The sequence below is a fragment of the Thermoflexibacter ruber genome, assembly GCF_900113045.1.
GTDB classification, from domain to species: domain Bacteria; phylum Bacteroidota; class Bacteroidia; order Cytophagales; family Thermoflexibacteraceae; genus Thermoflexibacter; species Thermoflexibacter ruber.
On record NZ_FONY01000022.1, the window covers coordinates 52745 to 67048 of the forward strand.

Below are 14304 nucleotides of genomic sequence, written 5' to 3' on the forward strand. Positions count from 1 at the left end.
TTGAAAAATTTAGGAACAGTCACAAGGAGTACCGTAGCAAGGACAACCAGTACCTTCTGTCGCACACCAAGACTGTCCTTTCGGGTTGATAACAGCACAGGCACTAAGCTCGTAACAAGACGGGATAGACGGAGGATAGGAAGGTGGAAGTGTTTCTTGCGCATAAATCTCAGGACTACTCGCATTACAAAGCCATACAAACAAAGACAATAGAAATAGGATTAAAACTTTCTTTTTCATAATAATTAAAAATTTAAGTTAAATAAAATAAAGAAAGAGTAGAAAGAAAGAGTAGAAAGAAAGAGTAGAAAAAAAGAGTAGAAAGAAAGAGTAGAAAAAAAGAGTAGAACTCTATTATTCTAATATAATTGAAGTAAGTTTGACTCCTTTTTAATATGAATATAAATGTAAAATTTTAAAATAAATTATACAAAAAAGTAATGATATATTTTGAGTTTTTTGTTTACAAAATAGTTAGTTGATATTTTTTACCAACAAAACCTGCTTAACAGCAACATTTGACATGAATTTTTTAGCACATGCTTACCTTTCTGGCGAGGAGGAGGAGATACTCATTGGCAATTTTATTGCTGACCATGTCAAAGGCAAGCAGTTTTTGCAGTACAGCGAAAGCATAGCAAAGGGGATTTTATTGCACAGGCAGATAGATGATTTCACAGACCAGCATGAGATTGTCAAACAAAGCAAAGCAAGACTAAGAGATAAACATAGACACTATGCAGGCGTGATAGTAGATATTTTTTATGACCACTTTTTGGCGGCGAATTGGTCAAGTTTTCACCATGAGGACTTGTCGTCGTACAGCCAACAAATACATCAAATTATTTTTAAGTATCAGACGCTACTTCCCCAAAAATCCTTGTATTTTTTCCAATACATGCTCAAAAATCAAATTTTTGAGGCATATACTCGCATAGAGGGCATACACAAAGTTTTGACGGGAATGTCGCACCGTACCCCTTTTTCCTCTGGTATGGAAATAGCCTCTGAAAGCCTTTTGATGTATTATGAGGAGTTTAAAGAAGAATTTTATACATTTTTTCCCTTGTTGATTGACTTTGTAGCGGAAAACAAGTAAGCAGTTGGGATATAACACATTTTAAGAAAATAATCTGCACTTTTTAAAACAAATTTGTAACTTTGGGCTTGGTATGAAGTAATATGAGTATCGCATAAGAAAATCATACCTAAATTTGTTGAAGATGACTTATTGATGAGAGGTAGTCAATTTTTATAAAAACTTACTATTTTTTTACTTACTAAACTTAAAAGTTATGGAGCCTGTTTTCGTCATTGGCATACTTTCCTCTATTCCTATCGTAGCTATCTTGAGTAGTGCGCTTATCAAAATTAAGAAAATGGAGTTGGAAAAGCTCGACAGAGCAAAACAAACCGATGTAGAGTTGATACAAGTAGTAAAAGCTTTGTCTAAGGAAAATGCAGATTTGAAAAAGCGCATAGAAAATATAGAAACCATAGTTACCTTAGGAGAAGCTCAAAATGCACCACTTCAGCAGCTGCCTCCTCAAAATAATGAAATTCAAAAACTTGCAGAAGGGGGAAATGAGATAGCTAAAATCCTCATGGAAAGACAATTTAAAAATAAGCAAAAATCATAAACTCAGTCCAAATCGTGACAGAAATTGTTTTAAAAAGTAATACTGGTTTTGAATGGGTAAGTTTGGTAAACCCCTCTATCCGAGAATTAGCTCAAATAGCCGTTCAGTACAATCTTCACTCTGCTTCTGTGCATGATTGTTTAGAACCAGAGCATCTGCCTAAGTACGAAGTTATTGACGAGGTCGCTTTTATGGTACTTAGGGCGTATGATTTAGGCGCAAGTAAAGACGGCGATACTGTGCAGAAATTGACCAATAAAATTGCCTTTTTTATAGGAAAAGATTTTTTAGTAACTATTCATCGCAAAGACCATGAGTATTTGCGAGTAGTTCGCAACAAATGGCGAGTATCAAGGAAAGATGAAGATAACCTTGCACTCAAAATTTCTACTGACCTTTATGCTGCTGCGATGAATACCTATGAAATTCCTATCAAAGATGCTATGGAACTTGTAGAAAGATACGAGGAGGCTATTTTTGATAATAACGAGCCTGCGACCATCATCGAGAAACTCTACCTGCTTCGTCGCAAAGCCTCTATTTACAAAAAGATGCTTTTCTTGTTCAATGAATTACTCAAAAAACAAATGGTAGGCAATGAGATGTTAGTTAGTTATTTTAAGGACGTACTGGAAACAGGCGAAAAACTTCAATATTACTCTGACCAACTTTACGAAGATACTAATAACTTGCTCAATATTCACCTTTCTTTGGCTTCTCATCGCACCAATGAGGTGATGAAAGTACTTACGATTTTATCTGTATTCTTCCTTCCTCTGACGTTTATTGTAGGTATTTATGGAATGAACTTTAAGTATATGCCTGAGTTAGAATCAGTTTGGGGCTACTCAGCCGTTTGGCTTGTGATGTTGGTCATCTGTGTAGGCATTTATTTTTGGTTCAAAAGCAAGGGCTGGTTAAGTTAATTTTCTTATTCATAAGGCGAAGGGCTTACACTTGTCCAACCACCGTCTATGATAAGACTTTGCCCTGTAATGTGCTTGGCTCTGTCAGAAACTAAAAACACAGCCGCTTGGGCTATGTCTTCCACTACGGCAGGGCGACCAAGCGGAGTAATCTTAGACCAAACTTTTTCATAACTTGTATCCCCCATCGTTCTCTCAGTCAGTGTAGCTCCTGGAGCTATGCAGTTTACTCTGATTTGATATTCAGAGAGTTCTATGACCAAATTTTTCGCCAACATTTCCAAAGCCGCCTTGCTCATGCTATACGCTGCCAAGTGCTTGTGAGCCTGATGCCCTGTAACAGAGGACATAAATAACAAAGCTCCCCCTTTCCCTTGCTTTATCATTTGCTTAGCGGCAGTTTGGGCAAGAAAAAAAGTTCCCGCCAAGTTTACCTGCATGACCCTATGAAATGCTTCAGGAGTGTAAGAAAGAAAATCTCCAAATAAAGTAATTCCTGCATTGGCAATCACTATATCCACGCTGCCCAAATCAGCCACCGCCATAGCCACCATTTGGTTTATCAAGGCTACCTCACTACAATCACCAGCAAAAGCAAGACAGGAAGCATCAGTTTGGGCTTGAATTTCTCTTGCGGCACGGCTCGCCAACTGCTCATCAACATCATTGAGCAAAATATTTACTCCTGACTTAGCTAATTGCATAGCAATCTCTAAACCTATGCCCTGTCCTGCTCCTGTAACGATGGCTACTTTTCTTTGTTGATTCATGCTTAATTACCTAAAATTACTCTTTAAACTATTGGTTCTGAGGACTTAGCAAAGCGAATCCCCCTCTTTTGGGCTTCCTCATAAATAGGTGTACCTAAGTGTGCTAAACCTTTTACGTCAGACATACAATCTTCTAATACAATCATTTTACTTGCCAAATGCGGTGCGTATTCCATTGCTTGACGCAAACTTGTCGCTACGCAATGCGATTTGGCTTCGCCTGCCAGATAGACATTTTCATAGCTTGACAAAGTATCTATCAATTCTTGGTTTAGTTGAGTTTCAGGGGCATTGGGTAGCGGAATCTGTGCCATGAATATACCGAAGTGTTCTGTCAAGGGATTTGTGCCTTTGGTAACTGCTTGGTACCACTTCCCGTCAAGCGTCCAAGTTCTTAGTGCTGCGAGTAAGGTATCGTCAAGCGAAGCCCCCTTTGAGCCTATAAGGCAGTGTTCTGGCCAGATGAAGTGAGGAAACTGCCCTTGTGCTTCCAAATCTGTCAAATATTGGACTGCCTCTTGTGGGTAAAATCTTGGAGTCCACTTTCCCGCCTTTACCTCAGCCAAAGTAATTTGGGTAAAAGGAGGGGGAAAGTTGCCTTCTGCATCTTGCCAAAAAGAAGGGTGTGAAATGTCATTAACAGGGTGGAAATCCAAAGTTACGCAAATGTGGTCTATTGCCTCTTTGTTGCGGACAATGAAGGCACTCAATCTTTGCATATCTTCTGCGGCACCATTTACGTAAAGCGAACCCGCAGGATTGCAAAAATCATATTGAGCATCAATGATTAGTATGGCATTTTTCTTTCTCATTTCTTAGATTTGTTTAGATGTTTCAACTATTGTCAATTCTTTTTTTTGCTTATTAGAATTTTCAATAGTACGAACGTAAAAAATACACGAAGGTTAGTGTTTTTTTTACACTTTTGAAAAAAAATTTTCAATTTCTTGTAAACTCATGGTATTCAAGATGTTTTCTTTGCTTGCACCTCCCTTTCTTGCTACCAAGACTCCATAGTACATATCTTTTAATCCTGCAATTTCATGTGCATCGGGATTGATACTTAACATCGCTCCTTTTTCGATTGTCTTGTGTACCCAGCGCCAGTCTAAGTCCAGTCGCCAAGGATTAGCATTGATTTCTATGACTACATGATTTGCTACACAAGCATCTATAATTTTTTCAAAATCAAGTGGATAACCTTCTCGCCGCAATAGTAAGCGACCTGTGGGGTGTCCCAAAATAGTAGTATATGGATTTTCTATGGCTTTGATGAGACGAGCAGTTGCCTTTTCCTTATCCATTTTAAGCCCTGAGTGGACGGAAGCCACGATAAAGTCAAAGGTTTTTAAAATTTCTTCAGGATAGTCGAGCCGTCCATCAGGTAAAATATCTGATTCTATGCCTTTTAGGATTTTAAAAGGAGCTAATTGTTGGTTTAGTTTTTCTATCTCGGCGTGCTGTTGGATAACTCTTTCTTCTGTAAGTCCGTTGGCATAAAAAGCAGTTTGTGAGTGGTCGCAAATACCAAAATATGCTAAGCCCATGTCTATGCAAGCCTGAGCCATCTGCAACAAAGAGTTTTTGCCGTCGCTGTAAGTAGAATGATTGTGTAAACAGCCCTTTAAATCTTTCATTTCCAGTAGGGTAGGGGAGGAGGTGAGTTTAAACTCAAAGAAGCCTTCTCTCAGTTCAGGTTCGAGGTAAGGCAAGTGAACTGCTTGATAAATCTGTTCCTCTGACTCGAAGCGTTGATTTTTGAGTGTTTGTAAAAGATTTTTTCCATTAATTTTCTGGCTTAGATGTTTCTCAGCCGCAGAATTTACAAATACCTGATTAACAAAAGTTTGAAGGGTAGAAAATTTGACTTCTACCTTCAAAGAGGACAAACCTTCCTCGTTTTTCCAATATCCACGCCAAGCAAAAGGACTGCTTACTTTTTTATTGGGAATGAGTTGAGGGTGCTGGTTTAAAAATTGAAAAATGGTATCAAAATTTTTAGCAGAAACAACTAACTGAATCTCATCTATGATTTCCAAACGCCTACGAATCTGCCCTGTAAGATTGACTTTTTCTACTGCTTCTACGCTTTTCAAGGCATTCTCCAGCGCAAGCGCAATGGGTTCTGCATTGGCATAGAGCATCTTGTCTGCATTGGCAGTACGGAAAGAAATTTCTTTGATGATGGCTTCTTGTGTTTTTTCTCCAAAACCTTTGATTTGTGCGACTTTGCCTGCATTACACGCCTCCAAAAGTTCGTGTATGCTTTCTATCTTGAGTTCGTCCCATAGGGTTTTTACCTTTTTACCTCCTAAGCCCTTGATAGAGAGCATTTCCAATACTCCTTTGGGGGTTTTGTCCAATAGTTGTTGCAGTTCGCTAAAAGTTCCTTTTTGGACAAACTCCACAATTTTGCTTGCCATGCCTTCAGAAATGCCCGCATGAACGATGTCAGCCTTATTTTTTTCTGCTAAGTTAATTTCCAATTTTTCTATTTGATAAACGGCACTGTTGTAAGATTTTGCCTTGAAGGGGTTTTCTCCATGCAAGTCCATAAGGGAGGCGGTAAGTTTGAAAGCCTCTGCAATATCATCATTAGTAAGCATTACTTTGGGGAATTATAGGTAACTACAAATTATTTTAGCTAAGCATCGTCAATTTTACGAACTTCGCTATGGATTTACAAACATCGCCTGAATTTTTTCTGAAGTATAGGTTTGGATTTTACCATTTTCCTCATAAATCAAAAATATTTCTAATCCTTGCTTTTGGGCTAACCCAATAGCTTTTTCTTTTCCTAAGACCATCATAGCGGTAGCATAAGCATCAGCAGAGATAGCATCTTTGGCAAAAACAGTAGCACTGAGCAAAGAGTGTTGGACGGGGTAGCCTGTTTTAGGGTCTATGGTATGGGCGTATTTCTTGCCGTCTTTGACATAAAATTTTCGGTAATTGCCTGAGGTAACTAAGGCTTGGTTGTCTAACTGCACAATAGCTTGCATTCTTTTTCCCCCACTCTCTTCGTAGAGCGGGTTTTCTATGCCGATAGACCAAATTTTACCTTGCTCATTTTTGCCTTTACAAAGCACTTCGCCGCCGATTTCTACCATAAAATTGGCAATACCGTTTTCTTCTAAAAAATCTCCTATGACATCTACTCCATACCCTTGGGCAATGGCATTAAAATCTAACTGCACATGCTTTTTTAATTTTTTTACCCTTTTTTCATTAAACTCAATATTGTGAAAACCAATAAGTTGTAATAGAGAATCTATTTTGGGTTGTTCTATTTGGTCTTTGCGGTTAGGTCCGAACCCCCATGCCTTGACCAAGGGCATAACAGTAGGGTCAAAAGCCCCATTACTGGCATGGTAAACTTCTTCGCTTTTTTTGAGTACAGGGTAAAAAAACGGATATTTGTATTGGATAGAATCTGTCTTATTATTGAATGTAGAAATTTCAGAATCAGGGATATAAGTAGAAAGACATTGATTAAAGGCGATTAAGATAGAATCTATTTCTTTTTTAAAGTTGCGTGCTTGAGCATCTAAGTATTTGATGGTGTAGGTTGTTCCCATAGTTTCTCCATTGACGATGACTAATTTTTCATTAGTTTGATTATCAGGCACTTGATTTTGATTTCTTAGTACCCAGACTAACATAATGACGATGAGTAATATGGCACTGTAAATAATATTTTTTTTATCGTATCTGAACATAAATTTGAGTGTTTTGATTTAGATTTTTGTATTACAAAGGTAGTAAAAATAGCTATTCTATTTGCTTTCCTATTGCAGAATGATATATTTGCACTAAAAATTAATAATTAATTAAGCATGGCGAAAAGACTTAACCCAATAGAATTTAAAGAGATGTTGGCACAAGACCAAGGGATATTAATAGATGTAAGAACTGCTTTGGAGGTAGAGGCAGGTTATATAGAGGGAGCAGTAAATTATGACCTGAACAACGGTGATTTTGTAAATGCAATGGAACATTTAGATAAATCAAAAACCTATTATCTCTACTGCCGCTCTGGTGCGCGTAGTGGGAAAGCGGCAGAGTTGTTAGAGCAAGCAGGTTTCCCCAAAGTTTTTAATGTAGGAGGCTTTGAGGAATTAGCCAATGCTGGTTTTGAAGTGGCTTATTAGAATGTATTTTCTTTTCCCCAACTGTCTGGGCTAATACGCCACTCTTGGAGCGAAGCCATGTCTTCCTCTGAGATATAGTCTTTGTCCACTGCCTCCACCAGCAAGGCAGAGTAGTTGCTTAGCGTATAAAAAGGAACTTGCTCTTGCTCAAAGGCTTGTTTTGCCAATTCAAATCCATAATTAAAAATAGCTACTAAACCAATCACATCTGCTTGGGCTTCTCTAAGTGTTTTCACTACTTTCAAACTGCTCCCTCCCGTAGAAATCAAGTCTTCTATTACCACCACTTTTTGGTTTTCCAATACTTTCCCCTCTATGAGATTTTCCATGCCATGTCCTTTGGGAGAAGAACGAACATACAGAAAAGGTAAATTCAGCATATCAGCCACCAAGGCACCCTGTGGGATTCCTGCGGTAGCTACTCCCGCAATGGCTTCCGTTTCGGGAAATTGTTTTTTTATCAGATTGGTCAATTCTTCTTTGATAAAAGTCCGTACCGCAGGAAAAGAAAGCGTAAGGCGATTGTCGCAGTAAATAGGTGATAACCAACCAGATGACCAAGTAAATGGCTCATGAGGACTTAGCTTGACTGCTCCTACTTCTAACAGCAAATTGGCAACTTGTTTGGCTACTGGATTCATTATATTTCAATAGTAATTGCTTATTTGAATAGAATTTTTAATTTCGTATTTTATTTTAACTTACAAAGAAATAAAATTGATTGCAAATTAGCATAGTGTTAAGCGTACAATTATGAAAAAAACATTGGTAAGCATTATTTTTTTTCTGCTGGGCATTGCCATATTTGCTGCCTGCCAAACACCCCAAAACCAAGAAAATCAGCAAGGAGTAGAGGTCAAAGAGGAAAAAAAATTTAAAGTACAATTTGTGCATGATACCACTGCCAAAAGCATCAGTGTAAGCATAGACGGGAAGCCTTTTACAAATTATTTGTACACGGATACTTTGCTGAAGACGGTACTTTTCCCGCTTCGTACTCCCTTAGGGACAGTTATTACCAGAGGATATCCTATTTCTCCCCGACCTTTTGAGTACACTGACCATCCTCATCATGTTGGGCATTGGTTTAGCTATGGCAGTGTGAATGAAATAGACTTTTGGAACAATTCCTTTGCGATTCCACAAGAGGAAAAAATGAAATACGGCATCATCAAGCACAAGAAAATTACTAAATTGGTCAATAGCGACACTCGAGGCGAATTAGAAGTAGAGCTGGACTGGGTTACGTATGATTCTGTAACGCTTTTAGTAGAAAATAGTCTTTTCTCTTTTGGTGTACTTGATAGCAACACTTGGTATTTTGACAGAACTGTAAGGCTTCATGCGCCTAATGGTGATGTACGTCTTTTTGATAGTAAGGAGGGCATGTTTGCTTTGCGTTTAGCTCATGAGTTGGAGCACCCTACGCAGCGTCCTGAGTTTGCCTTGGACAAAGATGGGAAACCAACCTCTAAACCTGTCATTTTCAATGCAAACGTTACAGGAAAGTATAGGAATAGCAATGGCATAGAAGGCGAAGCGGCTTGGGGGAAAAGAGCCAACTGGCTAAAACTTACAGGAAAAATTGGGCAGGAAAATATCACAATTGCTATACTCAATAACAAGCAAAATATAGCAGGGGTTCCTTTTTGGCACGCCAGAGGCTATGGCTTGTTTGCAGTCAATAACTTAGGGCATCGCATTTTTACCGAAGGCAAAGAAAATTATGGCTACATTCTTACCAAAGATGGGACTGTAACGTTCAGGTACAGAATGCTTATTAATTCTAATACAGGACTTTCTGATGAAATGTTAAATCAACAATTTGAAAGTTTTAGCAACTCAGTAAACTAACTATTCAATGACAAAAATATTAATCACAGGGGGCGCAGGTTTTATAGGAAGTTCTTTGGCAGACAAACTCATTCAAAACCCTGATAACTATGTAGTTTTAGTAGATAACTTGCTAACAGGAGATTTGAGAAAACTACCTGATGCTACGTATAAAAATTGGAGATTTATCAAATGTGATGTGAATAACTACAATGACATCGCCCCTGTGATGACTTCTTTTTCGTTTGACTACGTGTTTCACTATGCGGCAGTAGTTGGGGTAAAACGTACTTTGGAAAACCCTGTCATGGTTTTGAAAGATATAGACGGATTTAAAAATATATTGGATTTATGCAAGAATACAGGAGTAAAACGCATCTTTTTCTCGTCTTCCTCAGAAGTATATGGCGAGCCGGTAGAACTCCCTCAAAATGAGCATACTACTCCACTCAATTCTCGTTTACCGTATGCAGTAGTGAAAAATGTGGGTGAGAGTTTTTGCCGTTCTTACCAAGCAGAGTACGGCTTGGACTTTACCATTTTGCGTTTTTTTAATACCTATGGTGAAAAGCAAAGTACTGATTTTGTGATGTCTAAGTTTATCAAAGCGGCACTCAACCATCAGGATATTACCGTCTATGGGGATGGCTTGCAAACCCGTACTTTTTGCTACATAGAGGATAATATAGAGGCAACTTTGTATGCTCTTGAAAATGAGCTTTTTATTAATGATGTGGTCAATATTGGGAATGACCAACTTACTACTATTTTGGACTTGGCAAAAGCTATCATCAAACTTACTAACTCGAGGTCGCAAATAATACACCTCCCCCCTTTGCCTGAGGGAGATATGACCCGCCGACAGCCTGACATTCAGAAAATGAAGCAGTTACTGCATAGAGAGCTACTCCCTTTAGAAGAAGGCATTAGGAAAATTTTGAATAGCAGATTGTATTTTTTATAGAAAATGGGAAGTTGGAAAAACTAATTATATAAAAATTTCTTGTATATTAAATCTGAATTATCTAATTTTGGAGATTAGGTAAAGAGGCTGATTTGCTGTGAGCAATCAAAACCGTATTTAAAAGTAAACACGAAATGCAAGAACAGGACTTGTTAAGCCGTATGGAAATGTTGGAAAAAAAAGTTCAACTACTCTTGCGGGACTACAATCACGTAAAAGAAGCATTTGCCAAAGTTAAAGAGGAGAATAAGCAATTGAAAGGCGTGATTGAAGCACAGAACAAGCAGTTAAGTGATTTTAACTATCGCAATAAAATTGATAAAATCGTAGAAAGCTTAGAAGTCAATGGGCATAGTTCAGAAGAGTTGAAACGAGCTATCGATGAGTATATTCAAAAAATAGATGAGTGTATTACACAACTTAGTAATAGCTTGTAAATTGCTGATATAGAGAGTGATGCGGTGGTTAAAAAAACTTAAAGTAAATACTGTTTACAGTAGCATGGTGGCGATAAGAAGCAATTGAGTTTTTCTAAGTAATTTTATTCCCCATTTCTTAAACTATAAAATAGAGAAGTCGTTTATGGGTCTTCTTTCTGTGAAAATAAATATTGCAGACCGAGAATATACACTCAGAGTAGAGGAAGAAGATGCACCTTTGGTTCGTCAGGCAAGTGAAATATTGAATCAATCCATTCGCACTAAAAAAGAATTGATGCGAATTCCTGACCGCCAAGACCTACTTTCTATGGTAGCATTTGATTGTATTTACGAAAAGCTGACAGGAGAAAAATTACTTTCTGAAGTTGCTCAAAGAATTGCTGTAATAGATGATTTAGTTGGTAATGCGCTGTAAAACAGTTTGGTGTTTGTATTATTTATTTTCTTCTTGTTTTTATTCATAGCTTGCTAAGTCCTTTTTTTGTATTGTGCTTTGCTTTCACACAGCAAAACCTTCCCTTTTACCCTATCAACATATATAATCTTAATCAATGGATATTGTAGTAATACTGTCAGTAGCCATTATATCACTTCTGGTGGGAGTAGGTATAGGCAGATTCCTTTTGAAGCAAATATTCAAACAAAAGGAAAAAGAAGCACAAGAACGTGCCGCACTTATTATCAAAGAAGCGGAGATTCAAGGGGAGAATATTCGCAAAGACAAGGCAATAGAAGCCAAAGAACACTTCTTAAAATTAAAATCTGAGTTTGAGTCAGAAGCAAGTCGTAAGAAGAACTTGCTGATTAGCAATGAGAATAAGCTCAAACAGCATGAAGTCAAGTTAAAAGAAAACGAAAACAAACTCAAACAAAAGGAGGCTTCTTTGCTAAAAATCCAAGAACAACTCAAAGCTAAACACGTAGAAATTGAAAAACTGAGAAGTACAGTAGCTACTCAACTGGATTTGGCAAACAAGAAATTGGAAGAAGCAGAGCAAATGCGTGCTTCTCAGGTAAGTCAGTTGGAACAGATAGCAAATCTGAAGGCTGAGGAAGCCCGCGAACAACTCATTGAAGCCCTCAAATCAGAGGCACAGTCCAAAGCAAATGCACAGATAAAACAAATATTAGAAGAAGCTAAGTTAACAGCTACTAAGGAAGCTAAGCGAATCGTTATCAATACGATACAACGCACAGCTACAGAACATGCCATTGAGAACTGCGTTTCTGTTTTTAACTTGGAAAGTGATGACATCAAAGGAAAAATCATAGGTCGCGAAGGTCGCAATATCAGGGCATTAGAAGCGGCAACAGGAGTGGAAATTATCGTAGATGATACCCCAGAAGCCATTATCATCTCTGGCTTTGACCCTGTGCGTAGGGAAGTAGCGCGTTTGGCTTTGCATAGATTGGTAGTCGATGGGAGAATACACCCTGCTCGTATAGAGGAGATTGTAGCTAAGACTATGAAAAATATAGAAGACGAGATTGTAGAAATAGGGGAGCGTACTGCTATGGAATTGGCTATTCATAATCTGCACCCTGAACTTATCAAGTTAGTAGGACGTATGCGTTTCCGCTCCAGCTATGGTCAAAATCTTTTGCAGCACTCTAAGGAAGTGGCTAAGTTATGCTCTATTATGGCAGCTGAGTTAGGAATTAATGTGAAATTAGCCAAACGCGCAGGTTTACTCCATGACATTGGTAAGGTTTGGCATGAAGAACACGAACTTCCACATGCCTTGTTGGGGATGGAACTTGCTCAAAAATACAAAGAACATCCAGAGGTTTGTAACGCGATTGGGGCGCACCATGACGAGATAGAAATGACTTCTCTGATTTCTCCTATCGTACAGGCTTGCGATGCCATTTCAGGCTCGCGTCCAGGAGCCAGAAGGGAGATGATGGAGTCTTACATGAAACGCTTGAAAGATATGGAAGGTTTGGCTCTTTCGTTCAAAGGGGTCAATAAGTGCTATGCTATGCAAGCAGGGAGAGAGTTGCGCGTAATAGTAGATGCTGAGAATGTGTCAGATAAGCGGGCAGGACAGCTTTCCTTTGAGATAGCCCAAAAAATAGAAAAAGATATGCAGTATCCCGGTCAGATAAAGGTTACTGTCATCAGAGAAATGAGAGCGGTAAATTTTGCTAAGTAAAAATGTAAGGAAACCTTGTCGGATTTTAAAAATCTGGTAAGGTTTCCTTTTAATAATCAATTAATTATTATTTTTTGTTTTTACAAAATACAAACTTTGGGATACCTTCATTTCTCAAGATAAAACGAAGCCAATAATCAGAATATCATCTACTTGTTGCTCCTCGTCTGGAGTACCGATTTTTCTCCATTTTTTTAACGTTTCTTCTAAGATTATTTTTTGTTCTGACATGGCTAAGGTATGGTTTTGAAAAAGTAAGTTTTTAAGGTTTTGCCTATGAAATTTTTGACTATTCTCACCGCCAAATTGGTCTTGGTAGCCATCTGAGAAAATATAACAATACATAGGGGAATGAGCGTAGGAAATAGTTTTAGTAGTAAATATTCGCTCTTTTTCGTGTTGTAAGCCCCCAATAGGAAACTTATCACCTTTGAGTGTAACTAACTCGTTATTTTGAATATAAATTAGCGAATTTTTTGCTCCTGCAAAGCCAATGGTTTTGCTTTTCTTGTCAATGACACACAAAGACATATCCATACCATCTCTATTATCGCTTAGGTCTTGTTTTAAAGCTTTTCTAACGCCTTTATGGAGTTCATTGAGAATTTTTCCGGCTTCGGTAATGTTTTTTTCATTGACAATTTCGTTGAGTATCTCATTAGCAATGAGGCTCATGAAAGCACCCGGTACGCCATGCCCCGTACAATCTACCGCCGTAATGATGATTTTCTCCTCACCTTTAGGGGTAGTTTTTTCTTGGAACCAGTAAAAATCCCCGCTAACTATATCTCTTGGCTTAAATAAAATAAAGGACTGAGAAAATGCCTCAGCAATGCGTTTTTCCTCTGGAAGGATAGCATCTTGAATATTCTTAGCATAGTTGATGCTTGCAGTAATGTCCTCATTTTTTTTCTCAATAATCTCTTTTTGCCTTACTACTTCTGCGGTGCGTTCTTCTACTTTTTTCTCCAAGTCTAAGGCATATTCTTCCAATCTTTGGTTTGCTTCTTTGAGGTCTTTGATGAGTTGCTTGTTTTCACTTTTCAAGCGGAAGGACTCGATAGCATTATCAATCGTAATTTTTAGTTCATCTACGTCCCAAGGTTTAGTAATGTATTGGTAAACACGCCCCTTATTGATTGCCTGAATAATTGCTTCAACATCGCTAAAACCAGTAAGTATCATGCGGATGATCTCAGGGTAGTCGGTGATAATACTTTCTAAGAACTCTACCCCTGTCATTTCAGGCATTCGCTGGTCAGTGATGAGAATATGGATTTCATTATTTTTCAAAATTTCCATGCCTTCTTTAGCAGAGGCGGCAGTAAAAACATCATAGTACCTCCTGAATGCGGCTTTGAAAATAATTAGATTATCAACTTCGTCATCAACGTAAAGAATGCGGTATTTTTCTTTGTTCACGA

Annotated in this window: 16 protein-coding genes; 9 read left to right on the forward strand and 7 right to left on the reverse strand. The window is 38.1% G+C overall.

Features of this window, described 5'->3' with window-relative positions:
* Window positions 1–9: 9 nt before the first annotated feature.
* On the reverse strand, window positions 10–240 hold the full coding sequence (locus BM141_RS22605) for a hypothetical protein (RefSeq protein WP_143090920.1): 231 nt from the start codon (window positions 238–240) through the stop codon (window positions 10–12).
* Between the two features lie 283 nt (window positions 241–523).
* Here BM141_RS22605 and BM141_RS12920 point away from each other — a divergent pair, with 283 nt between their 5' ends.
* The 3 genes from BM141_RS12920 (at window position 524) to BM141_RS12930 (ending at window position 2566) form a co-directional block, all read left to right on the forward strand.
* Window positions 524–1099 (forward strand): acyl carrier protein phosphodiesterase, encoded by a 576-nt coding sequence (locus BM141_RS12920; protein ID WP_091546087.1) that lies wholly within the window; start codon window positions 524–526, stop codon window positions 1097–1099.
* Window positions 1100–1295: 196 nt separating this feature from the next.
* Window positions 1296–1640: a hypothetical protein gene (locus BM141_RS12925; RefSeq protein ID WP_091546089.1), complete on the forward strand. Its 345-nt coding sequence runs from the start codon at window positions 1296–1298 to the stop codon at window positions 1638–1640.
* 14 nt (window positions 1641–1654) lie between these two features.
* Window positions 1655–2566: a magnesium transporter CorA family protein gene (locus BM141_RS12930; protein WP_177217373.1), complete on the forward strand. Its 912-nt coding sequence runs from the start codon at window positions 1655–1657 to the stop codon at window positions 2564–2566.
* 5 nt (window positions 2567–2571) lie between these two features.
* On the opposite strand, the gene BM141_RS12935 is transcribed toward BM141_RS12930, so the two are convergent.
* The 4 genes from BM141_RS12935 to BM141_RS12950 form a co-directional block, all read right to left on the reverse strand.
* On the reverse strand, window positions 2572–3336 hold the full coding sequence (locus BM141_RS12935; RefSeq protein WP_091546093.1) for an SDR family NAD(P)-dependent oxidoreductase: 765 nt from the start codon (window positions 3334–3336) through the stop codon (window positions 2572–2574).
* Between the two features lie 23 nt (window positions 3337–3359).
* On the reverse strand, window positions 3360–4148 hold the full coding sequence (locus tag BM141_RS12940) for a cysteine hydrolase family protein (RefSeq protein ID WP_091546098.1): 789 nt from the start codon (window positions 4146–4148) through the stop codon (window positions 3360–3362).
* A gap of 105 nt (window positions 4149–4253) precedes the next feature.
* Window positions 4254–5942: a DNA polymerase/3'-5' exonuclease PolX gene (locus tag BM141_RS12945; protein ID WP_091546103.1), complete on the reverse strand. Its 1689-nt coding sequence runs from the start codon at window positions 5940–5942 to the stop codon at window positions 4254–4256.
* A 66-nt stretch (window positions 5943–6008) separates the two neighbouring features.
* Window positions 6009–7055, reverse strand: coding sequence for an FAD:protein FMN transferase (locus tag BM141_RS12950; RefSeq protein ID WP_091546108.1), 1047 nt, complete (start codon window positions 7053–7055; stop codon window positions 6009–6011).
* 117 nt (window positions 7056–7172) lie between these two features.
* Here BM141_RS12950 and BM141_RS12955 point away from each other — a divergent pair, with 117 nt between their 5' ends.
* On the forward strand, window positions 7173–7487 hold the full coding sequence (locus BM141_RS12955) for a rhodanese-like domain-containing protein (protein WP_091546111.1): 315 nt from the start codon (window positions 7173–7175) through the stop codon (window positions 7485–7487).
* Here the strand turns inward: BM141_RS12955 and pyrE are convergent.
* Window positions 7484–8128: an orotate phosphoribosyltransferase gene (gene pyrE, locus BM141_RS12960; RefSeq protein ID WP_091546114.1), complete on the reverse strand. Its 645-nt coding sequence runs from the start codon at window positions 8126–8128 to the stop codon at window positions 7484–7486. The two genes, BM141_RS12955 and pyrE, sit on opposite strands and share 4 nt — an antisense overlap.
* Window positions 8129–8240: 112 nt before the next feature.
* Between pyrE and BM141_RS12965 the strand changes: the two genes are divergently transcribed.
* From BM141_RS12965 to rny, 5 genes are all read left to right on the forward strand, one after another.
* Entirely contained in the window at window positions 8241–9341 is a 1101-nt protein-coding gene (locus tag BM141_RS12965; RefSeq protein WP_091546117.1) for a DUF6807 domain-containing protein, read from the forward strand.
* 7 nt (window positions 9342–9348) lie between these two features.
* Complete coding sequence (locus BM141_RS12970) at window positions 9349–10284, forward strand: NAD-dependent epimerase/dehydratase family protein (RefSeq protein ID WP_091546120.1); 936 nt, start codon at window positions 9349–9351, stop codon at window positions 10282–10284.
* A gap of 134 nt (window positions 10285–10418) precedes the next feature.
* On the forward strand, window positions 10419–10721 hold the full coding sequence (locus BM141_RS12975; RefSeq protein ID WP_143090921.1) for a hypothetical protein: 303 nt from the start codon (window positions 10419–10421) through the stop codon (window positions 10719–10721).
* A gap of 145 nt (window positions 10722–10866) precedes the next feature.
* Window positions 10867–11139, forward strand: a complete 273-nt coding sequence (locus tag BM141_RS12980; RefSeq protein ID WP_091546125.1) for a cell division protein ZapA — start codon at window positions 10867–10869, stop codon at window positions 11137–11139.
* Window positions 11140–11275: 136 nt separating this feature from the next.
* On the forward strand, window positions 11276–12880 hold the full coding sequence (rny, locus tag BM141_RS12985) for a ribonuclease Y (RefSeq protein ID WP_091546128.1): 1605 nt from the start codon (window positions 11276–11278) through the stop codon (window positions 12878–12880).
* Window positions 12881–12994: 114 nt separating this feature from the next.
* Here the strand turns inward: rny and BM141_RS12990 are convergent, their stop codons facing one another.
* On the reverse strand, window positions 12995–14302 hold the full coding sequence (locus BM141_RS12990; RefSeq protein ID WP_091546131.1) for a response regulator: 1308 nt from the start codon (window positions 14300–14302) through the stop codon (window positions 12995–12997).
* Window positions 14303–14304: the final 2 nt, after the last annotated feature.

Bases quoted from the DNA above. Each gene is read 5' to 3' on its own strand.
- BM141_RS12935 (WP_091546093.1), bottom strand. From the start codon at position 3,336: ATGAATCAACAAAGAAAAGTAGCCATCGTTACAGGAGCAGGACAGGGC.
- BM141_RS12975 (WP_143090921.1), top strand. From the start codon at position 10,419: ATGCAAGAACAGGACTTGTTAAGCCGTATGGAAATGTTGGAAAAAAAA.
- BM141_RS12940 (WP_091546098.1), bottom strand. From the start codon at position 4,148: ATGAGAAAGAAAAATGCCATACTAATCATTGATGCTCAATATGATTTT.
- pyrE (WP_091546114.1), bottom strand. From the start codon at position 8,128: ATGAATCCAGTAGCCAAACAAGTTGCCAATTTGCTGTTAGAAGTAGGA.
- BM141_RS12955 (WP_091546111.1), top strand. From the start codon at position 7,173: ATGGCGAAAAGACTTAACCCAATAGAATTTAAAGAGATGTTGGCACAA.
- BM141_RS12980 (WP_091546125.1), top strand. From the start codon at position 10,867: ATGGGTCTTCTTTCTGTGAAAATAAATATTGCAGACCGAGAATATACA.
- BM141_RS12925 (WP_091546089.1), top strand. From the start codon at position 1,296: ATGGAGCCTGTTTTCGTCATTGGCATACTTTCCTCTATTCCTATCGTA.
- BM141_RS12950 (WP_091546108.1), bottom strand. From the start codon at position 7,055: ATGTTCAGATACGATAAAAAAAATATTATTTACAGTGCCATATTACTC.
- BM141_RS12945 (WP_091546103.1), bottom strand. From the start codon at position 5,942: ATGCTTACTAATGATGATATTGCAGAGGCTTTCAAACTTACCGCCTCC.
- BM141_RS12965 (WP_091546117.1), top strand. From the start codon at position 8,241: ATGAAAAAAACATTGGTAAGCATTATTTTTTTTCTGCTGGGCATTGCC.
- BM141_RS12920 (WP_091546087.1), top strand. From the start codon at position 524: ATGAATTTTTTAGCACATGCTTACCTTTCTGGCGAGGAGGAGGAGATA.
- rny (WP_091546128.1), top strand. From the start codon at position 11,276: ATGGATATTGTAGTAATACTGTCAGTAGCCATTATATCACTTCTGGTG.
- BM141_RS12970 (WP_091546120.1), top strand. From the start codon at position 9,349: ATGACAAAAATATTAATCACAGGGGGCGCAGGTTTTATAGGAAGTTCT.
- BM141_RS22605 (WP_143090920.1), bottom strand. From the start codon at position 240: ATGAAAAAGAAAGTTTTAATCCTATTTCTATTGTCTTTGTTTGTATGG.